Source organism: Bacillus sp. FSL R9-9492 (assembly GCF_038007365.1).
Classification (GTDB): Bacteria; Bacillota; Bacilli; order Bacillales; family Bacillaceae_G; genus Bacillus_A; species Bacillus_A mycoides.
In genome coordinates, this window is sequence record NZ_JBBOXC010000001.1 from 3,566,127 (window position 1) to 3,591,735 (window position 25,609).

The window sequence follows — 25,609 nt, forward strand, 5'->3', positions numbered from 1 at the left end:
AAAAAATGGTCCAATCTAGTAATAGTCAACACTTAAAACTAAAAACTAAAAAAATTCTAATAAAAACAAAAAGAAAGGGGATTAATTCAAATATATTTTTATAATAATAATGTCTCTTCACTACATAATTTTTATTTTGTAAGCTAAAAAAATAGAAGTATTGTCCCATATAGGACAATACTTCCGTAGTTACTTAAAAGTCACCTAATAAATTATCCATTACCTCTCCAAGCACTACATCTGGATTTACTACCTCTTTTTCCGAACGCCATCCTATAAAGCCATCTGGTCTAATTAATACAGCTCCTCCATTCTCCATCCCATATATTTCATTAAAAACATCTTCTTGAGTAATAAAGTCTCCACTTAAACCAACGCGATACACTTTTATATTTACTCTTAGCTTAGATGAAACATCATGTACACCTTTGGCCCAAGCACTATTTTCTACTCCAGTAAATAACACAAAATCGTTACCTAATAAATCAAGTATCGAAACTTCTTTTCCATCATACGTTCCCCAAAAGTGTGGTGCTCGCGTGCCAGGTCTTCCGTTAAACTCTACGATATCCATTCTATGTGGAATAGTGCATTTATCTATAATCGCTTGTGAACAATACTGATACCCAGCAGTTACAGCTAAGCCGTCCATATTATTCAAACTGCCTACCTCTCTATTCGCAGCACGAAATAATAAACTACTCGCATAATCCGTGGTTAATTTTGCAACTGGATATCTCTCTTCATGATATGTTTCTAGCAATTTTGGCTTTGCTTTCCCTTTTATAACAGCAGCTAATTTCCAAGCTAAATTATGCGCATCTTGTATTCCTGTATTTGAACCAAATCCCCCTGTTGGCGGCATAATATGTGCAGAATCACCAACTAAAAAAGTGCGATTATCTTGAAATTTTACCGCTGTACTTTCACTCGCTTCCCACGGTAAAACACTTAATATTTCTGGTTCAACATTTGTACTTCCAATTGCTGTTTGAATAATTTGTTTACAGCGTTCTATAGAGAAATCCTCTAATCGTTCCCCTTTTATTGGATCATAAGCTACATGATAAATCCATTTTCTTACGTTATCGACTGGAATGAGCGCACCAAGAACCTCCGGATGAAGTACCATAGAAAAACCAAATGCATCTCCTTGTATAAACTCACTTAAATCAGCTTCAAAATAAATATTCATATAATAGCCACCGATTGTACCTCGCCCCTCGGTACTTATCCCTAGCTGCTCACGTATTTTACTTTTCGCTCCATCTGCTGCAATTACATAGTCACAATGAACAACGCTCTCTTTTTCCGTGTCACGATCTCGAATCGTTGCTATTACTCCGTTTTCCTTTTGTTCAAATGAAACTAATTCATGATAATAAGATAGTTGCCCACCTAATGTTTTCGCTTCTAGTAACATCATCTCTTCTAAAGTAATTTGATAACAAGCCGTTTGTTTTGATGGACTAATCTCTTCTATTTTTTGAAGTAACTTTTCATCGTTTCCATACTGAGCGGTCCTCATTTTTGCCAATTCTTCCTTTTCCGCCTCAGCTATTGTATGAACTGCTATTCTTCCTCGGCAATTTTCTAATGCTTTACCCGCTGATTTAATTCTTTGTTCTAAACCTAATTCTCGAAATAACTCCATCGTACGAAAAGTGATTCCACCTGCTTTTGGATGAATTGCAGTAGTCGGGTGCCTTTCAATCAGTAAATAATCAATTTTATGTTTTGCAAGGAATAAAGCAGATGCTAATCCTGATAATCCTCCTCCAACAATTAAAACTGGTATATAATTCGATTTCATATATTTCCCCTCCACATCATTGTTCTGAGCTCAGTGACATAAATATAATCAAAAAAACAACAAAGATATAGACTTATATTTCATTTTAAATTATCATATAGATAGATTACGCCCCAAATTACTTTTACTTTTTCATACATCTATAGTCCGCCTGAATTATGCGTGTATGAAAGAGTAAAACTAAAGAACTCACTTTAGTAGACACCAAAATAATAAAAACATTATAAGCGGTCATAACCCTATAAATTATACAGGGTTACGACCGCTTATTTTTTAAAAAAATCCTTACCCTTTATCATCTGTAAACAACGTATTATTAAATCATTTTCTATTTTTAAAACTTCATCCATTCTGGTATGTAACCCTTTTCTATCCCCTACCATTTTCAACACATAAAATTCCATTCGTCTCGATTTTCTTTCCCAATATTGCAGCTCATACAACAATCATGTAGCATTACCGTATCGATACAATGGTTCATCATCTTAAACCTTTCGACTAATTTATTGGAGGTAAAGTGATTGAAATGAATAAACAAGAACAATTAAATGTTATAAAAAAAGATTTTATTGATTCTCAAAAAGTATTATTAGCAATTGGCGATGAAACACGTCAAGCTATTTTGTTAGTTCTAATGAAAACAGAATGTCAAACTGGATTACGTGTTGGAGAAATCACTAAACAAACACACCTTTCTCGACCAGCAGTATCACATCACCTTAAGATTTTACGAGAAGCTGGTATTATTTTAATGCGTAAAGAAGGTACAAAGAACTTTTATTATATTGACATACGTACAAAATTAGGATTATTAAAAAATCTTGTATTAGATATTGAGAAGCTACTGCAAAACTTTTATTGAAATTTGGAGGTATAAGAAATGAGAGCAATGGTGATTGATAAGTATGGGAAAGTTCCAATGCGTATGACAGAGATGCCCACCCCTGACATAAATGAGTATGAGGTGCTCGCAGAAATTCATGCAGCTAGCATTAACCCCATTGATTTTAAAATACGCGACGGAAAAGTGAAGTTGCTACTTAAATATAAAATGCCCCTTATTCTTGGTAATGACTTTTCTGGTGTCATTGTAAAAGTCGGTACAAAAGTGACTCGTTTTAAAGTTGGTGATGAAATATATGCACGTCCAAGAAAAGATAAGATCGGTACTTTTGCGGAATATATAGCCATTCATGAGGATGATATAGCCTTAAAACCTAAAAATTTAAGTTTTGAGGAAGCCGCGTCCATTCCACTTGTTGGCTTAACATCATACCAAGCATTACATGACATCATGCACTTACAAAAAGGACAAAAGATTTTAATTCACGCTGGATCGGGTGGTGTTGGTACTTTTGCAATTCAGTTAGCAAAAATAATGGGTGCTACTGTTGCAACGACCGCTAGTGAAGCTGGTGCGAACTTAGTAAAGTCTCTTGGTGCAGATGAAATTATTAATTACAAAACAGAAAAATTTGAAGATATACTAAAAAATTATGATGCGGTATTTGATACAATCGGCGGTACGACACTTGAAAAATCATTCAATATTATAAAAAGCGGCGGTAACATCGTTTCCGTTTCAGGGATGCCGAATGCCCGATTTGCTAAAGAATATGGTTCAGGATTTTTCAAAACACTCTTATTTTCATTAGCAAGCAAAAAACTTACTGCGCTTGAAAAGAAGCATAATGCACAATATTCGTTTTTATTTATGAAGCCAAGTGGGGATCAATTACGTATAATTGCAAACTATATTGAATCTGGAAAAATCCAACCTATAATTGATCGAGTTTTTCCTTTTGAAGATGCTCAAAAAGCAATGGAATATTCAGAGTCCGGAAGAGCAAAAGGAAAGATAATTGTAAAAATCAAATAATAATAAAACTCCATTTTTTAAAAATGGAGTTTTATTATTTGCTGTTAAATAGACATAGTGCAATGAAGTCCTTACAATAGATTTCAAGGGGAAATATCATATTATACTTTTAGCTAATTTTACAAAGAATACATACGTACAAATACATAATAAAAAAATAAACAAGGAGGAGATAAAATGACTAAAAATAATGAAGCAGGTTGGAATTTAGATAATAGTTATACGACTTTACCACAATCATTTTATACAGAAATCCCCCCAACTCCTGTACACTCACCGGAGTTAATTAAACTAAATAATTCTTTAGCAATATCTCTTGGCTTTAATCCTGAGGAACTAAAAAAGGACGCTGAAATCGCCATTTTAGCTGGTAATACTATTCCAGAAGGAGCTCATCCACTAGCTCAAGCGTATGCTGGGCACCAATTTGGTCATTTCAACATGTTAGGAGATGGTCGTGCCCTTTTAATTGGAGAACAAATTACTCCTTCAGGCGAACGGTTTGATATTCAATTGAAAGGTTCCGGTCCAACTCCATATTCACGCCGCGGTGATGGTCGTGCTGCACTCGGTCCAATGCTACGTGAGTATATTATTAGTGAAGCGATGTACGCGCTTGATATTCCAACTACTCGCAGTTTAGCAGTAGTCTCAACTGGCGAACCAATCTATCGCGAAACGAAGTTACCTGGAGCTATTTTAACTAGAGTTGCAAGCAGTCATATACGCGTTGGAACATTCCAATATGCTGCAGCTCGCGGATCAATCGAGGATCTCATAGCTTTAGCTGATTATACGATAAAGAGACATTATCCAGAGGTTGAATCTACTGAAAATCCATATGTCGCACTACTACAAGAAGTCATTAAGAGACAAGCAAGCCTTATCGCAAAATGGCAACTCGTCGGCTTCATTCACGGCGTAATGAACACTGACAATATAACGATTAGCGGTGAAACGATTGATTACGGTCCTTGTGCCTTTATGGATAATTATGACCAAGGAACAGTATTTAGCTCTATTGATGTAAAGGGCCGCTACGCATATGGAAATCAGCCGTATATGGCTGCATGGGACCTTGCACGATTAGCTGAATCTTTAATGCCGATTCTACACGAAGATGAAGAAGCAGCGCTAAAAATTGCCCAAGATGAAATTTCAAAATTTAGCGTGCAGTACGAAAACAATTGGTTCCTCGGAATGAAGAAGAAATTAGGACTATTTAGCAATGAAGAGCAAGATCAATCACTTATTGAGAAACTTTTAAAAGCAATGGAAAAATATAAAGCAGATTATACAAATACATTCCGTGCATTAACTGACACTACATTAGAAAATGCACCTTTATTTGAAAGTCCTGAATTTAAAGAATGGTACGAGCTATGGCAATCTCGGTTAGAAAGACAAAAAGAATCGAAAGATGATGCATACAAATTAATGAAAAATAACAACCCAGTAATCATCCCTCGAAACCACAAAGTAGAAGAAGCACTAGAAGCAGCTGTTAAAAATGGAGACTATAGCGTAATGGAGAAACTTCTTCAAGCTTTAGCAAATCCTTATGAATATTCTCAAGAACAAGCGGATTACTGCATGCCTCCAGCGCCGTCGAATCGCCCTTATAGGACTTTTTGCGGGACGTGATTATTTAACATAAAAAAGGTGTGTTCATACAAATTGTATGAACACACCTTTTTTATACACTTCCCTTTTAAAAAGACAGACTGAAGCATCTTATAGTTATCCTTACTATATTCCACACTCCCCTCCCTTAAACTAAAGAACAAAACTAACTTTATTCCAATTTGTTTAATAATAAATCCACTAAACAAATATTGAGAAATATAAAACCCCATTTCTAAATATTGTTATTTTTGATAATATGTTTTATAAGAATATTCGAAAAGTGAGGGGATTTCATGAACGTTCAACTACAAGGTAATGAACAAATTACAAAACTATTTAATGATTGGTATTTAGCTATGCTAAAGCAAGATGTTTCACAGGCAACGAATTTAAAGCATGAAATTGAGGAAAAGGAACTAAACTTTGAAGAAGATGCAAACTTAGCATTATATCATTCATTACTAGACTTTCGATTTAAAGTTTTAGCAGATAGTTTAAGCATTTCAAAACATAGTTTTGATAAGATAGATTCTTATGCAATCTCATCTAACCATTCACTTTCTTACTACTATCATTTATTTAAAGCTATTCATGCTACTTTAACAACAAGTTATAATTTAGCAAGTGAACATTATGAAAAGGCTGGAACACTACTGCTAAATGCCATTGATGATCTAGAAAAAGGTGAATTTAATTATCGAATGGCTATTTTCCATTATCACTTTTACCAGCCAATTGAAGCTATTGAATATGCAACCAAAGCGAAAGAATTCTTCATAAAAGCTGTAGGGTATGAAAAGAACGTCGCCTCTTGTGAAAGCGTATTAGGTGCAGCATTTGTATATTTAAAACAATACGAGCAAGCAGAGGAAAAATATAATTCAGCAATCAATATTTTACAGAAACAGGATGAAGAATCATTACTATTAAGAGTGCGTAATAACTTAGGATGGCTATATGCTAACCAAAACTTATCGACATTAGCTATTCGTCATCTATCTGAAGTGACAACAAAAATGCCGACACATTTTAAAGCAATTTTCTTACAAGCAAGAGAACATTCTAAACTTGGTGAAATAAATATCGCTTCAGAATTTATTAAAAAAGGATTGAAAATTTGTACAGAACTTAAGAATGAAGAATATATGCTTCACTTTAAAATTTTAGAGTCCCTTAACAATAACGAGTCAACTGAAGACTTAGAAAAAATTATTCTTGAAGGAATTACGTATTTCGACAAAGAATCTTTATATAACTACACTCAAGAATATTCAGAAAAGTTAGCCATTAAACTTTACGATGAAAATAATCATATAAAAGCAAGTGAGTATTTTCATAAAGCGTTACAAGCAAAAGAAAAAACATTTGAGAAAGGGGCATTAAAATGATAAAAAAAATTAGTTCTATCGTTTTAGGGTTATCTGTTCTAAGTATTGTATCTATCGGTCTCAATAGTTCATTTACATATCAAGCAGGCCATGCGGATTTCCCGGCACCACAAAGACCTGACTTTGTTCAATCCGTTGACGTAAGTAAAGACTACAACACAACAACAGCTGAAAAAGCACTTTAAAAAATGAAAGACCTTCAATTAAGAAGGTCTTTTTAAATGCACTTATTTAGTTAATGTAATCGAATATTTTTTCATAGCCAAATGGTAGTACAAATAACACTAAACAGCCTATCATAATTGAAACACTTGATAAAAAAATAAAATTCCGAAATGATATATCATTCCTCTTGTACCCCGTAAAACAAGCCTTTGTTATAACAAAAACGGTCATCATTATGATAATAGCTGAAAAAGTGGCTACTAAAAGCACTTCCAGTTTGTTTCCCCCTATAAAATATATTAACCTTAATTTTACCATTAAATGAGTATAACAAAGACAAGCTACTTCTTAATATACGGTTTTCTATATACCCACGGCGGGATTCGAACCGGCGCTCTTCCCTTCTAGAGCTACGGAGGCAGTTTTTTAAGTAAAATATATTTCTACAAAAATAGAACCATCCCTTTATTTCACATGAATTCTCTCTCTCACTCTATTTCCTTCATCAATTCTGCAATCCCCCTACTTCCTTCACTACCAACTTTCTCAAGTCCCTCCACAACTAATTTCCGTCTTTGCACAGAATGATTTTGACTTAACTTCGCTTTTCCTTCTATTTTATTTATCTTTATTTTAAACCCAACTATTCCCTTACTTAATCCTCCCATATAATTCGGGTCTACATCATTAAGTGAGTAGGTGCTCTGTGGATCTTCATATTTATGTACTAAATCTTGAAGAGAATCTATTAATTCCTGTTCATCTTCAACAATTTCCAACTCTCCATATACATGTACTGCAACATAGTTCCATGTTGGCACTGCATTGTTTGTTTCATACCATGACGGCGAGATGTAACTATGTGGCCCTTGGAATATAGCGAGTACTTGTTGATTCCCACTATCTTTCCACTGTTCATTCGGACGTGCGAAATGGCCATGTAAAGTTAGAGTCTCCCTATTTAATAACAACGGTAAATGCGTTGCATATGGTTCCCCGTTATGTTGAGAAAATAATGTCGCAAAGCTATTTTGTTCAATTATTTCGTACTTCATCTCTTCATCTTGTATTGCGAAATATTTTGGTATGTACATAAGCTCCCTCTTTTCTTTTCTTTTCTTTTCTTTTCTTTTCTTATCTTCTTATTTCTCATTATATTTATGAAATTTATTATTGGGCAGGGACAGATGATAATTGTTTTATAAGGTCAGTACATATAGTAAAACCTTTGTTTCAAAAATAATAGGTGGCATTATATGATTTCTGCCACCTTAGTCTATTTTCGTATTGATACAAACTCTTCTATTCAACTATCCTTCATAGCTTTTTCTAATACATATTCAATAAATTCCGTTTTGCCTAAGCTATAACTTAAGCGATTTTCCGCCGTTTCTGCTAACTCTTTCTTTAACTTCCCATATTCAATAACAACGTTTGGATTTCCACGAAGATACTCACGAAACGCTACATGTCTTCTTAACTCTTCACTATTCTTATCGCATACATATAAATGATGTTCCATCCAAATTGTATTCTTCCCATCCCTCGGAACATATTGACCCTTTCTCCCAAAGGCTTCTCTCCCCTTAAAACTCCACTCTTCTTGGTGAAAATAACCTATCTGTTCAAGCCTCTTTATTACTTTTGGAAAAACATCATAATCTTCTATTACAACATCGACATCTAATATCGGTTTAGAAGCAAGACCTTTAACAGATGTACTCCCAACGTGCTCTATAGAAAAAATGAGTTCTCCCATTACGTTATTAATCAACGTCTGTAATTTACAAAATTCACTTTCCCATTGTGTATTATATTTCTCAATAGTAATAAATTGTTTCAATTGACCACCCTTCTTAAATCACTTTTATAACCTCTGAATATGCGTATCCTTAAAATCAGTTTCATACTTCAATCCATACCCAAGCATTCGATCCATTCCAATATGTGCTGTCCATATTAAACCAATCATTAAAATCGTATCCACCTTTAAATAGACCCCTATTAAAACAAGTAATATTGATATGATATATGTGTGAAATAGATTATAAATTTGTGCACCAACACGTTTGTTAATAGCGTACGCCACCATTGCTAAATCAGGTGCAAAAAGTAATACGATAAATAATAACCAACTAAATCCACATAATGCATATATATAAATCGCAGCTAATAAGACGACCAATCCTTCAAAGTGTATAATTCGTTTCTCCAAAATTCATCATTCCTTATCTGTTAGCTTGAAAACTTTATTCGGATTTAAAATATTTTGCGGATCAAGAGCTTTCTTTATTTTCTCCATTACCAATAATGCCGCACCATGTTCTTCTTCTTGATACTTCTGCTTTCCTATTCCAACGCCATGCTCTCCTGTACAAGTTCCGCCACGCTTAAGAGCATACAGTACAATACTTTCATTTATTTCGTCCGCTTTTTTCACTTCATCTTTATCATTTGGATCAATCATTAAGAGCACGTGAAAATTCCCGTCTCCTACATGGCCAAGAATACCACCAACAAGGCCCACCTTATCTAACGTCTCTTTCGCATTTTGAATCGCGCCAGCTAACTCTGAAATTGGCACACATACATCTGTACTCATTAGCTTTTTACCAGGGTAACTATGAACGTAAGAATAAGCTAAGTTATGTCTTGCATCCCATAATTTATTTCTTGCCGCAGTTTCAGTTTCAAAAGCAACTTCTTTACATTTATGATCAAAAACAATTTCCTTCGTAAACTCGATATCTTGCGTTAATCCCGCTTCATTTCCGTGAAACTCTAAAAACAGTGTTGGTTCTTCTCTGTAATTCGTTTCGTTATAATGATTTACTTGTTTCATAGATAGTTCATCAACAAGCTCTATTCTCGCAATTGGAATACCAGCTTGCAGTATATTAATAACAGCTTCTACCGCATCATTTATAGTTGGAAACGATGCTCTCGCAGCCATAACATGTTCTGGTATGCCGTATACTTTTAATGTTAGCTCTGTAAAGCATCCAAGCGTGCCCTCTGACCCTACGAAAATACCATTTAAATGATAACCTGATGATGACTTCGCCGCTAAATTTCCAGTATGTATCACTTGTCCATCAGCAAGTACCACCTCTAAATCACGAACTTGATCACGCATAACTCCATATCTCACCGCTGTCGTTCCGCTTGCATTCGTAGCAGCCATTCCACCTAACGTTGCATCTGCACCTGGATCTACACTAAAAAACAAACCGTACTTTTTCAATTCTTTATTGAGCTGAGAACGAGTCACTCCTGGTTGTACTTTCACAAGAAAATCTTTCTCTCTTATTTCAAGTATTTTGTTCATTAATGAAAAATCAACTGTAATCCCCTTTTCATAAGGAATTATATGACCTTCTAAACTAGAACCTACTCCAAATGGAATGACAGGTTTTTTATGCTCACTCGCTACTTTCATTATTGCTCTAACCTCTTCCATCGTTTTTGGAAAAACAACTACATCAGGTAAACTACTGTTATGGTAAGATTCATCTTTACTATGTAACTCTCTTACTGTCTTATTAACCACTACTTGATCTTCAGGAAGTACATCCTTTAATTCATTTACTAAACGCTCAATTGTTATTTCCATTACATACTCTCCTTTTATATTATTTACTTTACATTAATTATACCATTTTTATACGAAATAATCAGAATAGTTAAATTTATAAAATTTGATACACAAAAAAAGAACTTGCAGTATTCCCTACAAGTTCTTTTTTAAAACTATATTTTAGACGATTTTTTCAATAAAATCATAAACCAAACTAAAGTAAATGCCATCAGAGAATGAGAGAACCCTACAATATAAGTTAACCCTTTAAAGTCCGCTCCATTTAGTTGAAGAAGTCCTCTCGCTGCCAGCGATCCTAACATTAAAGTTAATGCGATATTATGTAAAACAAACCATTTATTAAACCCTTTCACTTCATGAAAAGCGAATACTTTCGCTAATCCTAAAGCAATTAAAAAGAAGAAAAAGCCAAGTACTAACGTATGTGTATGCAAAAGATTTAATAGTGTAGATCCTAGTATTCCTTTAAATTTCCCATACTCCCTAGCGAATATTCCTGATAGTAAACCAATAATTAAATACGTAAACGATGCGTTATATAATTTCTTCATTATGTACCTCCTTAAGTAGAATGTGTAGTGCGTCATATTTAGTAATAATGATAGTTATATAGTAAAAACTCCTAGTTTCCTAGGAGTCATTGTATAAGTATCTCACTCTTTACAATCAATCTTAATTATAAAATATCCTTTTATACAAAACAATCGAACTTTATGTGAACAGTAACTCTCAATTAAAATAACTTGCACTTTTATTTCGCACAATCCATACTAATTGTTATAACTTTTAAAGGTGGTGCAATAGATTGATAGTTCTTGAAACTGAAAGACTCACTCTTCGCTGGCTCGATGTAAAAGATGCTCCGTTTATTCTTGAATTAGTAAATGATCCTGCATGGATTCAATTTATTGGTGATAAAGGCATTAAAAACTTAGAAGATGCAAAAAAATACATCTTAAATGGACCCGTCGATATGTATAATAAAATGGGCTTTGGTCTTTACTTAGTTGAACGAAAAGAAGATCTCACACCAATTGGTATGTGCGGCCTTATTAAAAGAGATTCATTAGAAGATGTTGATATCGGCTTTGCCTTTTTAGAAAAATTCCGTTCGAAAGGATACGGCTATGAATCAGCTGCTGCAGTAATCGAATACGGTGTACAAAAGCTCGGACTGAAACGAATTGTAGCAATTACTTCTATAGATAATGTCGCTTCAGGCACGCTGTTAGAAAAAGTAGGATTGCGATTCGAAAAAATAATTTCAGACTCAGGAGAAGATCTAAAATTATTCGGGTATAACGCATAACAAAAAAGGGTCGCCATGAATGGCGACCCTTTTTTTCACTTCACTTCTACCGTATAATTCCCTGTTCCACCACCATACTGGTATACATGTAAATAGTACTTCCCTGGATACGTATAGTAACTACCTACTAATTTATTTCCTTGTTGCTGTGCATACGTAACATAATTATTTAAATCTGCTTCTGAATAAAGAACCCAGTTTACTCCAATATTATTTTCCTTCGTTACATTAATTTGAAGGTTTTTCGCAGTTTCTATATTTATTTCAAAGAAATCACTTGTATCCCCGTTTCCTAAACTTGCACGTAAAACTTGATTTAACTGCAGTTTATTCGCCGTTTGGAATGAATTATTTGGCTCTTTTTCTACACTGTTATCTTCTTTCTTTTGAACTGTTACGCTCGTTGTAGCACTAGTAGCTGCTCCTTTATCGTCTGTTACTGTTAATTTTGCTGTATAAGTTCCTTCTTTTGTATAAACGTGAGTTGGATTTTGTTCATTACTTACAGTACCATCACCGAACTCCCATTTATAAGAAATAATTTTCCCATCTTCATCTTTTGATCCATCACTTTTAAACGAGATTACTTCATTCGTATGTCCGCTATACGGACCATTTATAACCGCGACCGGCGCTTTATTCACTGCACCTTCTTCTGTATTAATACCGTGGAACACAACATCATATTCAAATTGCCCTGATGCATTTACACGGTAATTCACGAAGTAAGCTGTTACTGTTTTATAGCCTGTCCATTCTTTTGCACTTAAACGTTTTAACGTATCATTTACATTTTGCGTAATTGTTTTCCAGTCTTCATATTCTCCTTTTGCAGAAGTTCCTGTATATGTTCCTTGCAGTGTAAATGTATTAAAGAATTGTGATTTATTTTTCTTTACTGATACATTACTTAATTTTGCTTCCGCTGTAATTTCTGCGGCAATATCTGAAACTGGTTTCGGTGCATGAGTTGCTAAATAATCATCTGACACTAACGGAACATTATATTTCTCACGGTTGTCTACTAACATTTGCATATAGTCTTGATACTCTTTATTTAAATTCGCATCTTTACTTAAAGCAGAGCGATATGCATCATATGCTGTTACATCATTTTTCCTAATAAGATCATGAACTTTATCAAACATATCGTATCTCTTATTGTACATATACGATTGTAAAGCAAAGGAATAATTATAGAAATCCCACGTTCCATACTTTGCATTTAACGTTCGCTCTGCGGTATAACGTTCTGCGGGATTCGAAGATAGTCCTCCTATAATACTCTTTCTTGGAACGACGTTGTCCGTTCTCGTTGCACCTGCAAAAAACTCAGCATTCCCTTCTTCAAACCAAGATAATCTCTCATTCTCATACATCTTACCTTGTCCCCAAAGTCCTGGCACTTCATATCTACCTTGTAAATAATGCGTGAATTCATGTCGGAACAATTCTTCTAAACTATAAATACTTTCTTCTGGCGTACGTTCATAAGTAAAGAACGTACCTGTTCCTTCTATATAAAGACCGCCGTTATTCGTTTCATACCCGTACAATTGACGATTAAATTGATATTCAGCCGGGCTATTATAAATAACCATCGTTAATACATCATCTGGATTTCCTTTTTCTAACGGTTGGTCACTTTCAACCGTACGATGGAATTGTGCCTTCACTTCTTTTGCTGCCCAATATAAACGTTTAACTTTCTCCTCAGTCACTTTATCTCCCGCTTTTAAAACAATTGCACCATCATCAAACGTATACGTTTTCGGCAAATACTTTTTCTTCCCATCTTCTCGTATTTGATCTAAATTAACAACGTTACCGTTTGCATCTTTCCCGCCATAATTCGTCGTAATTTGCTCAGCTGCTACGAAATATTGCTCACCTAAATAAGGATAGATTTTCATCGCATCTGTTACAACTTGTAATCCTTTTGTCCCTGTACTATGGAATGTGCCGAGTCTACCTGTATAATAAATGCCATTATTAATAAGCCATCCGTTTTTCTCTGTAATCGTTCCCATTAACGCAAATCTACTTAACTCATTAATATAACTATCTATTTTTTGGTACCATACTGTATCTTTCGGTGCTTTTCTCGTATCGTACAAATACGATTGAATATCGTAATCAACACCTTGCATAATATCGTAAATCGCATTTCCAGCTGAAAGATTATCTACCAATGTAGAAAAATTATCATTATATTGCTTAAAAATCTTTGCAGCCGATGTTATCATTTCCACATCACTCGAAGCATTTCCTATTAATTTCCCATATGATGATACAACTTTATTTTGTTCTAACGTACCGAGGCTGAAATTTGGATTGTTCGCAATCATTTTTAATGCAGGTAAGCATTTATCATGATAGCTCCGCTCATTAAGTTTACTTAATTCTGCATTATAAAAACCTAAATAAAATCCAGAGCGTAATACCTCTACTAAAGTCTCAATCCCTTTTGAATCATCTTTCGTATAAGCTTGTCCTTGCTGCTTCAATTTATCAATAATCGCCTGCATCCTACTATCATTTTGATAGAATGCAAGGCTGTCCTTATTAAACTGAAATAGCCCCGTAATTTGCTCCCAATCGATTGTTACAAGTAACTCTACTAACTGCTGATTGCTTAATTGATTTAATTCAGCAATTGTATATGTTTTGGCTACAGCTAATTGCTTACTTTCCTTTTTTACTTCAGGTGGTCTTTGCGATAAATCAGCAAATTGTAGCCTTTTCTCAAAAGACTTGCTTTCTAATACTTTCGATGAATGAGCTAACTCTTGCACTGGCAGTTGTACACCAACCGGCTCCATTTTTAGCACATTTCGATATGAAACTTGCTCTCCCTTAGTATCTTTCGCCAATATGCTTCCTTGAAAACTCCCTAACATTAAACTAGCAAAACTTACCCCTACTAAAACTTTTTTTGAATAGCCTTTCATGCTCTCCCCTACCTTACATTTTTTAGTGTCCCGCTCCATTATTTTACTATTCTGACTATTTATTCTGTATTGAGAAAAAAGAAGGGAACGTTCACACATGTATCCATACCGCGCAAAATTAACACTTGACTTTATGTGAATTTTATATCAAAAAAAGATAGATAATAGCGAAATTCCTGCTACATCTATCCTCTATTTCAACACTATGATTTTAACTTTATAAACGTAATTTCCGGCAATGTTTGCATATGCTGAATAAATGCATTCTTTTCTTCTGACGATATATTTTTTAGTTGCATTCCTACTTTATAGATTTTTCCCGCTTCTTGCTGTAAAACATCAACTTCATATGAAAGTATCGGAATGCCTTTCACTTGTAGCGTCTCTACTATTTGTTGTAACGCTTCGTGTTTATTCATACAAATTTGCAATGTTATATTTTGCGGAAATAAAAATTGCACCTTAAAAATACGACTTACAATCTCTAAGCCAATTAAAACGAGAATCATCGCTCCAATCCCTACTACATACATACCTGCTCCAATTGCTAATCCAATTCCTGCTGTAGCCCATAAACCTGCCGCTGTCGTTAACCCTTTCACTGCCTGCTTTTGAATAATGATTGTCCCTGCACCTAAAAACCCCACTCCACTAACAACTTGCGCTGCAATCCGGCTCGGATCAAGAACCATATGTTCTTTAAATACAATATCTGAAAAGGCATATTTCGAAACAACCATTATTAAAGCACTTCCTACCGCTACTAGGAAATGTGTTTTTAATCCAGCTTCTTTTGAGCGAATTTCCCTTTCAATACCGATTATCGCCCCTAACAAACCAGCAACACCGATTCGTATAATAAAATCAATATGTAAGCTCACGAGCACTTCCCCCTTTTATTCATTATAGAGAGATAAAACAAAAATTATCACATGCATCTATCCATCGATATAAAAGCATTTTATTAAAATACATTTAATATTCCAGGGATTTTATGTTAATATTTAAAATATTAACATAAATAAAATAACCTACTTCTCATACAAAAAACCGTTAAAGTTCAACGTCTAACTTATTTTCAGTTAAAAATGGCATATGAATTGCATAAAATGAGGTTGAGAAAGTTAGAAAACGCTTTCACTTTATACCGTAATTTTTGTGAAATAAAACATAAATAAAAGGAGCTTACTTACAATGAACGTCTCTTTACTTACACCTACTACTGATTTACAAGAAGAATACTTAGATTTTTATACCGAATGGAAAGATAGCGGTGAAACGATGATTCCATGGGTTATTTCAAAAGACCCTTCTAATTTTCCGACAATGATTCAAGAATTACACGACGCACATAACGGAATAAATATTCCTGAAAATTGGGTACCAGACTCTACGTATTGGCTCGTTACAGATGAAAATAGAATTATAGGAGCTGTTAATATACGTCATAGTTTAACTAATCACCTATTTAATGCTGGAGGTCATATCGGTTATGGTATTCGCCCTTCTGAAAGAAGAAAAGGCTATGCTACAAAGTTACTAGAGTTATCATTAGAAAAAACGAAAGAATTAAACATCACGAAAGCACTTGTCGTTTGCGACGAAGTGAATACTGCTTCAGAGAAAACGATTTTACATAACGGCGGTCTCCGTGATGATGATTTCACTGAAGAAGATGGGAATGTTGTGAGAAGGTATTGGATTGAGCTCTAAATAATCAAAAACAAGCCAGAAAGTGATTAAACACTTTCTGGCTCCTTTTTCCTTTTATACTGCTTCTATTTCAAACTGCACTGTAATACCACTTGGATCTACTACAGTAAATCCATTTGTAGTTTCATTTATTTCATGTTGTTTTTCTATTAATCTTTCTTTCACTTCATCTAACGCTTCTTTATGCGGTAGTACTATCGTATACACTTTTAGTCCAGTTGCATGTGCTGGTGGATGTGGATTATTTACCCCGTTCCACGTATTTGCACCAATATGGTGATGATAGCCTCCTGCCGAAATAAATAAGCAATCATCTTCACGCTGTTGTACTTCAAAACCTACTGTATCTACATAAAACTCATGTGACTTTTCTACATCAGCTATTCGTAAATGGACGTGCCCAACGACAGTGTCAGCAGGTAATCCATCAAACTCATAATTAACGAGCGTTGCCAGTTCTTTTAAATCTAGTGGCGTACTTCCCCCTGGCCCTTCTCCCCATTGACCTCGAGGGCGATCTGCATAAATCTCGATACCATTCCCCTCTAAATCTTGTAAATAAAACGCCTCACTATACGTATGATCACTTGCACTATTAAATCTTGAAATTGGCAAAATTTCATTTGAATATGTATAACGTCCTTCTTGCTCAACCGGACTATCAATTACCTTTTTATTGCGAATAACACCAAATAGTGCCGAAGCAAAAGCTTCACGAGTCGGAACTAAAAAGGCAACGTGATATATACCCGTCGTACGCGGTTCTTGTAGCGCTGCATCTTCCAACTGCTCAAGAACAAGTAACGTATTCTTACCACCTTTTCCTGTTAAATATGCTTTATTCCCCTCTTCCTTACTTACCTCTAACCCTACTACATTCTCATAAAAAGCAATTTGACGCTCTAAATCTTTTACTTTAAATTCGACATGACCAATACGTGTTTTCGGATGAATTTGTACCATGAATAACTTCCTCTCCTAATCCTTTATTTCAAAACAAACTAACATCGCCGTTACTATGAAGGATACAACTAAAAACACACTATGTAAATAAGAAAAATCAGAATTCATAGTTTTTTAAGAAGGCCATTAATGACAAAAAGCCATCTCCTCTGAAATTCAGAAGAGATGGCTTCAATTATAGAAACTATAAATATTTTACTTTCTTATCCTTTAACTACATATTTATTTCATCTTATGTACTTCAGCAACTAACTTTCCGCCTTGAATGCCCATATAAAGCTTAACAGGAGCATCATTCGTATTTTCAAATACTAAGTCTAAATATGGATAAGCAATTGTTGCATCTCTTCCCTGAGGGACATAACCTACTGTTTTAGAATGTGTAGTTCTCTCTACCATTTTCAAACCAGCTTGATCTGCTGCATTGTATAGCGTTGATGATGTTTGACAAACGCCACCACCATAACCATCTACTAATTTACCATCTACAATTTCTTTACCTAATTGATATCCTTTATCTGGCGTTGTATCACCGATTAATGCATTAAAAGAGAAACTGTCTCCTTTTGCTAATACAACTCCATTTATGCTCGCTGCCGACAAACGAATATTCTCAATACGGCCACCTGCTGATCCACCTAAATTCGTTTCATATCTACCAATTACCGTGCCACTTCCTTGCGCATCACTTAATGTTGCGGTAGGCTTTTTCTCAACGATAGGTAACTGATATGAAGAATCCCACATACCAACGTTTAATAATTTATCTACTAATTCTTTTTCCATTAATTCAAAAGAAGGCTTTCCTTCTTGCCATGATCCATCAGGAGCTATACGTGAAGGAACCATCTTTTGGTCAACGCTTTTCCCAACTTCACCTGCAACCTTCGTTACCGATTTTTTGAATTTCGCCTCATCTTCAAAATAACCTAAGCTCGATAAGTCTATTTTTTTCACTTCAGTACCAGTACGCCCATCCACTAAGCTAATTGAATCCTGTACATCAGCCTTAGCCTCTACAACGTTCCCACCAAAATCACTTACTAATGCCACATCACTTACTTTTGTGCCACAACCACTTACTACAGCTACACATAGCACCCCTACTAATATACCCTTTATTTTTCGGAACAATATACTCTCTCCTTTTCCCCAACATTATTTCTTATGTAATATTTCATTTTTATGTATGTTTTGTTACAATCATTTTACAATATATTTAGAAAATGTTACAAGTTGTTTTTTACTCTATTAAAACTACTCTTTTCTTTTGTAAATGTCTATACATATTTATATAAATTTTCGAGTTTGATAAGATTGTAACTTTTATGTAACCTATCTCTATCCAGTATATACCATTCAACAGATGAAATACAAATGTAAAACCCTTTCATTTCACCTCTCTATTCACCTGCATGCTTCAGAAACCGTAATACCGCTCTCTCATATGTGATCATTATTAACAACTTAAACCGAGCTTTTATCGGTAAAAACAATCATTCACTTCAGGTATATAGGTATTTGCCGTGCCACTACTCCGCTTTTGCACATACATTATGATGAATTTAACCTATTATAAAGAAATGGAGGATGTTTTTATGTATCCCTACAATCCTTATGATCCATATAACCAATATGGTTACCAACCTCAGTATGATTTACAGGCACAATACCAACAATATATAGATCAAACAGAACAAGTTAATCCATATGATCAAAATCGACAATTTCAACTTCCAATCTCTTTCCCTGGTACTGGAAACCGTCAATTAGAAAGACGAGTAAATGAGCTTGAGCAAAGAGTACGTCAACTAGAAAACACAGTTGAGCGTCATACGCGTAGATTAAACCGCTTAAATCAGCGTTTACGTACAGTAGAAAATAGGCTGAATATTCCATTTTCAGCATTAGAAGACGGATTTTAATTTCGAAAATAACAAATATATAAGGAAGGGGCTCCCCCTTCCTTATATAAATTGACGAAAGTTTTTTCCATCTCTATACTGATAAGAGTTAATGAAATGAAACAAGGTGATAAATATGGATTTTGAAATAAATTTTCTTTCCTTTTATGTAGTACAAGTAGAAGGAAAAGGTGAAGCAGTTGATAAGCGCTATAAACATTTTCAAACATTAGACGCTGAAGAGTATGAAGATAGCTCTTTAAAAGAATTTTTGAATGGTGAATTATTAAAAATTTCAAAGCGAAAAGTAGAACGTCACGCAAAAACAGAACAAGCCCCAACGAAGATCGGTCGCTTTATTGTAGAAGAAGGGCATGAACTCGATTCAAACCCTCATTACAACTTATTTAATCGTATTCGCTTTGCAGAAACAAAAGAAAACTTCAAAGATATGAGCGAACCTCTCGTTTATACATACCTTGACACAAGCGCTGTACGTGGTGGTGTGTTTTTAATCGCTCAAGCAAAACTACGCAAATACTTTGATGATCCATTCGTATTCGTAATGAAATGTGACTTCGAACCAAAGGTTGCTTCCATTTCTGATGAATCAACACTTATTCGTAACGTTGAAATGGCCATCACAACAAAGAATATGAAATCTATCCAGTACCCATACATGCCTGAAGAAGGTATGGTGGAGCCTGGCGAACTAAAAATACACCAAGCATCACACGCCCGCTACTTTGAAGACTTCTTAAAATTCGTCGAATACGAACGCTCTATGCCTGAAATTATGAAAACACAAGTAATGGACATGGTATACGACCAAATTGAAGATGTATTTGAAGAAGGTACTGAAGAACGTGAACAGTTCGACCAAGCGATGGAAGTATGGGCTGCCAGTCCGAAACGCGAAATTATGGAACAATTTTCAACAGAAGAAGTAATGGAAGCTACCGCTCAAATCGTCGAGCACGCCCCTGAAGTGGAATTAAAGCTAAAAGCAGATCATATCTCTGTGAAGGCTTTGCTTGCTGATTTCGGAGACCTAATACATATTGCAAAGGTAAACGACCGATATGTATTAATGATTGAGGCTGATACACTTACGTTTGAGAAAGGCTTCTCTCCAATTGAGTTTTTGAAGCCAGATGAATTACAAGATGTGATTGAGCGGATTGAGAATAAACAGCAGTATAGCTATGGATCAGGAGAAATTGAATAGAATAATGTAAAGAAGACAATGACGGGTTAAATTCCATCATTGTCTTTTTATTATCGAAAACATTTCGTATCAAGAACATGCGCTGTAACGTGTCCGTCTTGTATATCTGTTAATGTTATATTGTATGATCCGAATGGGATTGAATAAATGCTTCCATATACCTATTTTTACTGAGCTCTATTAACAAGCACTCTTTTATTTGGGACATAGTTGACATTTATACTAAAAACCGATTCTACTAAGAATCGGTTTTTCTTCTTTATAACAAATATGCTTATTTTTAAAAAATATTTTTGCTCCAAGATGACATTTCTTGTAGAATCAAGCAGATTCCTTCCTTGTTGTACAAGCGTATTTCCATGAGAGACATCTACTTCAATATTTCTAGTTGACCAAGTCCTTCTATAAGTTTTTGGTGTTTTTCCTTTTAGTCATTATGTATGTTGTTAAAATGAAAATTTCACTTCACTACCTCAAATTTATTGTACTCGTAAAAAGATAATTGAAAACGATATTCTGGATGCTCTCTCACCCAATCGTAAGCTTCTTCTAAAATATCCATTTTGTTTTGTAAGTCATTAAGTTCACTACATTCGTCCCTTTTCTGTTTGCACCGAGGGCAGAATCCATTCACTATTTCGGCACTCGTCGCCCTAATAGTTTTACTTTCTAAGTCAACTAATAGACGAAGAAGAAGAGAATGCTCTTCTTTTGTAGTCACCGTCATTTCAGCGATCCCATCCTCATTCCAAAAGACCCCGTTTAATTCCATCTTTACGGTGACGTCTTTGATATCCAAGTCTATCACTATCACACCTCCCTTGTATAAAACTCTTATCTTATTCTTCGATTTTAATCTTTAATACACCACGATTTAAAGATATATTAAGCGTTTCCATTTTTTCTAAATTCAGTTACCTTTCCTTTCATTTATACATATACTACTATAGATTAAACTTACTTTAATAGAATGGAGGATTTATATGGGGTGTTACAATTCATCAGAAAGAAAGATATACGAACTTGAACAAAAAATAAACAAGTTAAACTTTCAGGTGAATAACTTAAATGAAAGAGTTCATCAATTAGAAAATACAGTTGAGCGACACACCCGTCGGTTGAACCGTTTAAACCAACGTTTACGTACTGTAGAAAACAAGTTAAATATTCCATTTTCAGAAAGTGAATATTAACTCGTTAATTCGAACAATGTAAACAATGCTATTCCTATTATATTTCAAACTAGAAATTCACGTTATCTCTCCCTAAATACTGAATCCTCTGCGTAATTTGCTCCCTATTTTGTTCTATCCCTCACACTACTCTCCATTATCTTTCTCAGAAAACAAATAATTTGTACATTCGTACTAAAAACAATAAAATACTCCATTCCTAATACGGGACAAGCCGTGAATTTTCCAACTAAACTTCAGCAACTTAATCCTGAAGTCTAGTTGTACATATGAATAAAATAAATTTTATTACTAACTTTCTTCTACTACTTTCTCCATCTCAGCCAAATACCTAAGCTGCCGCTCCGCTTTTCTCACCGCAGTAGGAAAGTGTTTTTTCAGAAGTTCTACTGCTGATTCACTTATATAATATCTTTCCGTTATACTTTCCCACGTGTCACTACTTTCAAATGCATTCCATACAAAAGGACGCTCTGTATTTTTTCTCAGTTCTTTAAACACCCATTTCCGCATCCTTTTTTTCGCTTTTTCTGTTAGTTTTCCGTTCTTTACAAGTTCAAGCTCACCATATCTCTTGTATCGCTTGTTAATATCTCTCTCGCCATATACTTTCAGAAAGATATTTGCTGTATTCTCAGCATCTGCTAAAGCCCGGTGCTGCTTCCCTTCCCACGTTAAGCCGAGCTGATCCACTGCAAATTGTAAACTTGGTGTATGCTCAAATAATTCTTCATACGCCTGAAAAACAAATTTTTGCACATCAAATCTACTCTCTTTTTCCATACATGGGCATTCTACACCGTATAATGTACAATCTTGAGATAGAAAACGGTAATCTTCTTTTCCCCATGAAACAAATATTGAATCTTCTCCGATGAACTGAATAAATTTCTCTATAATTTGAGGGAAATTCCCTACACCTATTAAATCTTTCTTTGTAATTCCAGTTAATTTTGTTGTATGACGAGTTAATGGGGCACTTGGTTTTACTAACTCTGAAAATTCTCCAATAACCTTCATTGTACTCACATCTATTTTTACAGCTCCAATATCAACTATTTCTGACGGATCTTCTGATTTATACGGCCTAAAATTCCTTTCAATATCAAACACAATGAAGTGTGTAGCGTTTTTCAATTTATTTACCTCTTTCTAAATTCCTTTTCACACACATACTTTATTTTCAGTATTTATTTATTAATGCACTTTATGCATGAAAAACTTCGCATAAAAATCAAAAATTCAGTCTTATTATTACATGTACATAGGAGGATATTCAATAAAAACGCAAAAAAAAAGAAGGGCAAGCCCTTCTTTTTTTCATAATTACTTCTTGTTTACGTTTGTAGCTTGAGGTCCACGGTTACCTTGTTCTACTTCGAAAGTAACTTCTTGACCTTCTTCTAAAGATTTGAAGCCGTCGCCTTGGATAGCTGAGAAATGAACGAATACGTCTTCTCCGCCTTCAACCTCGATGAAACCGAAACCTTTTTCTGCGTTAAACCATTTTACTTTACCGTTTTGCATTTAAAAAATCCTCCTACAATGTACCTATATGTACATATTCATTTTCAACCACTTTACAATAATACATCATATATTAAAAAACTGCAACCCCAGAGGAGATTTAACATTGCTATCCTCCTCGGAAGTTACAGCTCATTTAAATCTCTATATTATTAAAAGTAAAATGGTTTAAAGTAACTATATCATACCAATATAATAAAAGTAAAGTTTTTTTAAAGTTATACAGCTTTTTTTTTCCACTGCATCGTTTTTAATTCACCTGATCCAGCTACAACATAGCCTTCTTTTTCATTAACAATGCGCCAACCATGCCCTTTAACCGAATCACATACTGTAACAATTCCTTCTTCAAGAAGCACACGGCAAACAGTGCTAATTCCCGCCTTATTTTGCGTTGACGTTGTATATAACACATGTTGATCCACACTTAAATCTAAATAACTACTCGCTTTTTGTTCACTTTGACATGTATGCCAACCTATTTTATCATTTTCGATACTCTCATCTATTCTGCAAAAAGAAATATTTCCGCTAATCCCCTTGCACGATCCACTTGCCGCTACTAAATAGGAATTATGTATAGTCAACGCAGAAATCATCTGATTCATCGCTATTTTAATCCTTTTTAATTTACGTGTCTCTAAATCAAAAAGCCAAACACCACCATATTTAGTATGTATTTTCGTACCTATAAATAAGTAATGTTTATATAAAAATAATGATCGAATAGATGGTGCCTCACTACCGTAATTAAGAAATGGCTGAATAATCTCCCATGTGGAACCAAAATCATTAGAATGATATAGTGTTTTATCTCCATGAGCAATTACTGTTCCATTCTCATTACTACATACATTCCAGCTCGTTGCTTTCGTTGGAAAGCGCTGGATCGTCCACGTTTCTCCACCATTCATACTACGAATAAAAACTCCTTCGTCTCCTACTCCGTAAACTACGTTACCTTCACTATGTAAATCTCGAATTCGTTTTTGGAAACCAGTTAAAGCCTGTTTCCATTCTCCATCTTTTTCAATGAATAAACCATTATATGTAGTAGCTAACAAAAGCTTTCCATCTCTTAACTTTGTAATAGCAGTTGCACTTAACATTGTTTCCACGTTGACACTCCCGTTCCTAGAACTTCTCGGCAAAAGCAATTGCAAAATCACTGCATTTTTCAACGTCTTCTTTATCTTCTGGAGCTAATTCAATTTTCAATCCTTCTTGTACAAGTTCTGCCCCGCATTTTACAAGACGTTCTTCAAATATCGTTACCGCTTCACAAAACAGTTCATACGCCGTATCACCTGATCCAAAAACAGCCACTTTTTTACCCGTTAAATCTATATTTTCTAACTCATCATGGAAATCTTCCGCTTCAAATGGTAATTCACCATCACCCCACGTATAAGATCCTAAAATGATTCCATCATAAGCTAATAATTCTTCAGCATCCATACCTTCCATCTCTTGCAATACTACTTCATGATCAAAGGCATCTAAACTTACTTTAATTAAATCAGCAATACTCTCTGTATTCCCTGACATACTTGCATACGCTATTAAAATTTTCGCCACTTCGGCATCCCCCTCTTACAATAATTGATTCTCATTCTCATTATATTAATAATGAGAATCAATTTCAATTATATTTTTTGCTATTTTATTTTATTCCATAAAAAAAAGAACAGATGACTATACAATCATCTGTTCTTTTTTATTACTTTTTAAAAATACCAAAGGGTTTTCCAACTGGTAATACAACTTTTCCGAAGTGTGTATTTAACACAGCTGCTGCTGAACCATAGAAAGATAATAATGAAATACATAGTTCAGAATACGCTGCTAAATTATGCATTGCGTGCGGCATAACACCTAAAGTACTTAATGAAAGACCGATAAATAAGAAATCAATAAGGACGAAAATCATAAATAATACTTTATGTGTTTCCATTGCACCAATTGTCATAAAGATCGTGAAAATCAAGTATCCGATAAAGGCTACACCGAGCTGTTTTGAATCTGCAGTTTGGGCTAATTTTTCGCCAAATACTCCAAGTTGAATTAACCAAGTCATTCCAACACCTAACCAAAATAGGCCGTACGCACCAAATGCTGTTGTACCGAACGTATTGTTGTGCTTTGCATCGTGAATGCATGCAAAGATTTGTGCAAATCCTCCTAAAAAGATTGCCCATGGTAATACAAGTGAAACGCCATCTGTTAAGCCTAACTTTTGAGATGATGCTACAAGTGTTACCATCGCTAATCCAAATAGACCGATTCCAGATGGATCTGCTGTTGTCATTTTCACATGATGTGTAGTAGTTTGATTGCTCATATAAACCTCCT

General features: G+C 34.6%; 26 protein-coding genes and 1 pseudogene. 10 read left to right on the top strand and 17 right to left on the bottom strand.

Annotation, left to right across the window (positions count from 1 at the left end):
• Positions 1–193: 193 nt before the first annotated feature.
• A complete protein-coding gene (locus MKY70_RS18155) occupies positions 194–1,813 on the bottom strand; it encodes an FAD-dependent oxidoreductase (protein WP_341025447.1) in 1,620 nt (539 codons plus the stop codon).
• 517 nt (positions 1,814–2,330) lie between these two features.
• On the opposite strand from MKY70_RS18155, the gene MKY70_RS18160 reads away from it, so the two are divergent.
• The 5 genes from MKY70_RS18160 to MKY70_RS18180 all read left to right on the top strand — a co-directional run bounded on the left by MKY70_RS18160 (position 2,331) and on the right by MKY70_RS18180 (position 6,891).
• Positions 2,331–2,675 (top strand): ArsR/SmtB family transcription factor, encoded by a 345-nt coding sequence (locus MKY70_RS18160; protein WP_088031014.1) that lies wholly within the window; start codon positions 2,331–2,333, stop codon positions 2,673–2,675.
• An 18-nt stretch (positions 2,676–2,693) separates the two neighbouring features.
• Positions 2,694–3,692 carry an NADP-dependent oxidoreductase gene (locus MKY70_RS18165; RefSeq protein WP_088031015.1) on the top strand — a complete coding sequence of 333 codons (999 nt, stop codon included), beginning with the start codon at positions 2,694–2,696 and terminating at the stop codon, positions 3,690–3,692.
• Positions 3,693–3,869: 177 nt separating this feature from the next.
• Positions 3,870–5,336, top strand: coding sequence for a protein adenylyltransferase SelO (locus MKY70_RS18170; RefSeq protein ID WP_088031016.1), 1,467 nt, complete (start codon positions 3,870–3,872; stop codon positions 5,334–5,336).
• A 275-nt stretch (positions 5,337–5,611) separates the two neighbouring features.
• Positions 5,612–6,706: a response regulator aspartate phosphatase gene (locus MKY70_RS18175; protein ID WP_088031017.1), complete on the top strand. Its 1,095-nt coding sequence runs from the start codon at positions 5,612–5,614 to the stop codon at positions 6,704–6,706.
• Positions 6,703–6,891, top strand: coding sequence for a Phr family secreted Rap phosphatase inhibitor (locus MKY70_RS18180; protein WP_088031018.1), 189 nt, complete (start codon positions 6,703–6,705; stop codon positions 6,889–6,891). The genes MKY70_RS18175 and MKY70_RS18180 overlap by 4 nt, the downstream gene beginning before the upstream one ends.
• A 46-nt stretch (positions 6,892–6,937) precedes the next feature.
• Here the strand turns inward: MKY70_RS18180 and MKY70_RS18185 are convergent, their stop codons facing one another.
• From MKY70_RS18185 to MKY70_RS18210, 6 genes are all read right to left on the bottom strand, one after another.
• A complete protein-coding gene (locus tag MKY70_RS18185) occupies positions 6,938–7,147 on the bottom strand; it encodes a hypothetical protein (RefSeq protein WP_088031119.1) in 210 nt (69 codons plus the stop codon).
• Between the two features lie 212 nt (positions 7,148–7,359).
• Positions 7,360–7,965 carry an FMN-binding negative transcriptional regulator gene (locus MKY70_RS18190; protein ID WP_088031019.1) on the bottom strand — a complete coding sequence of 202 codons (606 nt, stop codon included), beginning with the start codon at positions 7,963–7,965 and terminating at the stop codon, positions 7,360–7,362.
• A 212-nt stretch (positions 7,966–8,177) separates the two neighbouring features.
• Complete coding sequence (locus tag MKY70_RS18195; protein WP_088031020.1) at positions 8,178–8,714, bottom strand: GrpB family protein; 537 nt, start codon at positions 8,712–8,714, stop codon at positions 8,178–8,180.
• Between the two features lie 24 nt (positions 8,715–8,738).
• Positions 8,739–9,086: a DUF4260 domain-containing protein gene (locus MKY70_RS18200; protein ID WP_002146404.1), complete on the bottom strand. Its 348-nt coding sequence runs from the start codon at positions 9,084–9,086 to the stop codon at positions 8,739–8,741.
• Between the two features lie 6 nt (positions 9,087–9,092).
• A complete protein-coding gene (locus MKY70_RS18205; RefSeq protein ID WP_088031021.1) occupies positions 9,093–10,484 on the bottom strand; it encodes an FAD-binding oxidoreductase in 1,392 nt (463 codons plus the stop codon).
• A 137-nt stretch (positions 10,485–10,621) separates the two neighbouring features.
• Positions 10,622–11,020: a DUF2871 family protein gene (locus MKY70_RS18210; RefSeq protein ID WP_002146401.1), complete on the bottom strand. Its 399-nt coding sequence runs from the start codon at positions 11,018–11,020 to the stop codon at positions 10,622–10,624.
• Positions 11,021–11,274: 254 nt separating this feature from the next.
• Between MKY70_RS18210 and MKY70_RS18215 the strand changes: the two genes are divergently transcribed.
• A complete protein-coding gene (locus MKY70_RS18215) occupies positions 11,275–11,778 on the top strand; it encodes a GNAT family N-acetyltransferase (protein ID WP_341025450.1) in 504 nt (167 codons plus the stop codon).
• A 35-nt stretch (positions 11,779–11,813) separates the two neighbouring features.
• Here MKY70_RS18215 and colA read toward each other — a convergent pair whose 3' ends face one another.
• Entirely contained in the window at positions 11,814–14,729 is a 2,916-nt protein-coding gene (gene colA, locus MKY70_RS18220; protein WP_341025452.1) for a collagenase ColA, read from the bottom strand.
• A gap of 203 nt (positions 14,730–14,932) precedes the next feature.
• Positions 14,933–15,610 carry an MgtC/SapB family protein gene (locus tag MKY70_RS18225; RefSeq protein WP_341025454.1) on the bottom strand — a complete coding sequence of 226 codons (678 nt, stop codon included), beginning with the start codon at positions 15,608–15,610 and terminating at the stop codon, positions 14,933–14,935.
• 313 nt (positions 15,611–15,923) lie between these two features.
• Here MKY70_RS18225 and MKY70_RS18230 point away from each other — a divergent pair, with 313 nt between their 5' ends.
• A complete protein-coding gene (locus MKY70_RS18230) occupies positions 15,924–16,442 on the top strand; it encodes a GNAT family N-acetyltransferase (protein ID WP_060749162.1) in 519 nt (172 codons plus the stop codon).
• A gap of 54 nt (positions 16,443–16,496) precedes the next feature.
• On the opposite strand, the gene MKY70_RS18235 is transcribed toward MKY70_RS18230, so the two are convergent.
• Both MKY70_RS18235 and MKY70_RS18240 read right to left on the bottom strand, forming a co-directional pair.
• Positions 16,497–17,405 carry a VOC family protein gene (locus MKY70_RS18235; RefSeq protein WP_341025455.1) on the bottom strand — a complete coding sequence of 303 codons (909 nt, stop codon included), beginning with the start codon at positions 17,403–17,405 and terminating at the stop codon, positions 16,497–16,499.
• A 222-nt stretch (positions 17,406–17,627) separates the two neighbouring features.
• Positions 17,628–18,539, bottom strand: coding sequence for a VanW family protein (locus MKY70_RS18240; protein ID WP_341025457.1), 912 nt, complete (start codon positions 18,537–18,539; stop codon positions 17,628–17,630).
• Between the two features lie 464 nt (positions 18,540–19,003).
• On the opposite strand from MKY70_RS18240, the gene MKY70_RS18245 reads away from it, so the two are divergent.
• Complete coding sequence (locus tag MKY70_RS18245) at positions 19,004–19,330, top strand: hypothetical protein (protein ID WP_002087720.1); 327 nt, start codon at positions 19,004–19,006, stop codon at positions 19,328–19,330.
• Positions 19,331–19,445: 115 nt separating this feature from the next.
• Complete coding sequence (locus MKY70_RS18250; protein WP_002033604.1) at positions 19,446–20,537, top strand: DUF3900 domain-containing protein; 1,092 nt, start codon at positions 19,446–19,448, stop codon at positions 20,535–20,537.
• A gap of 460 nt (positions 20,538–20,997) precedes the next feature.
• Here the strand turns inward: MKY70_RS18250 and MKY70_RS18255 are convergent, their stop codons facing one another.
• Positions 20,998–21,345 carry a hypothetical protein gene (locus MKY70_RS18255; RefSeq protein ID WP_341025459.1) on the bottom strand — a complete coding sequence of 116 codons (348 nt, stop codon included), beginning with the start codon at positions 21,343–21,345 and terminating at the stop codon, positions 20,998–21,000.
• Positions 21,346–21,607: 262 nt separating this feature from the next.
• Between MKY70_RS18255 and MKY70_RS30865 the strand changes: the two are divergent.
• Positions 21,608–21,730: pseudogene (locus MKY70_RS30865) on the top strand (hypothetical protein); the annotation flags it as partial.
• A 291-nt stretch (positions 21,731–22,021) separates the two neighbouring features.
• Here MKY70_RS30865 and MKY70_RS18265 read toward each other — a convergent pair.
• The 5 genes from MKY70_RS18265 to MKY70_RS18285 form a co-directional block, all read right to left on the bottom strand.
• Positions 22,022–22,867 (bottom strand): exonuclease, encoded by an 846-nt coding sequence (locus MKY70_RS18265; RefSeq protein ID WP_088031031.1) that lies wholly within the window; start codon positions 22,865–22,867, stop codon positions 22,022–22,024.
• 189 nt (positions 22,868–23,056) lie between these two features.
• Positions 23,057–23,257, bottom strand: a complete 201-nt coding sequence (cspB, locus tag MKY70_RS18270) for a cold shock-like protein CspB (RefSeq protein ID WP_001179147.1) — start codon at positions 23,255–23,257, stop codon at positions 23,057–23,059.
• 218 nt (positions 23,258–23,475) lie between these two features.
• Positions 23,476–24,375, bottom strand: a complete 900-nt coding sequence (locus tag MKY70_RS18275; RefSeq protein WP_061676033.1) for a WD40/YVTN/BNR-like repeat-containing protein — start codon at positions 24,373–24,375, stop codon at positions 23,476–23,478.
• A 16-nt stretch (positions 24,376–24,391) separates the two neighbouring features.
• Positions 24,392–24,835, bottom strand: a complete 444-nt coding sequence (locus tag MKY70_RS18280; RefSeq protein WP_001062757.1) for a flavodoxin — start codon at positions 24,833–24,835, stop codon at positions 24,392–24,394.
• 142 nt (positions 24,836–24,977) lie between these two features.
• Positions 24,978–25,598 (bottom strand): acetate uptake transporter, encoded by a 621-nt coding sequence (locus tag MKY70_RS18285; RefSeq protein ID WP_000070943.1) that lies wholly within the window; start codon positions 25,596–25,598, stop codon positions 24,978–24,980.
• Positions 25,599–25,609 lie beyond the last annotated feature (11 nt).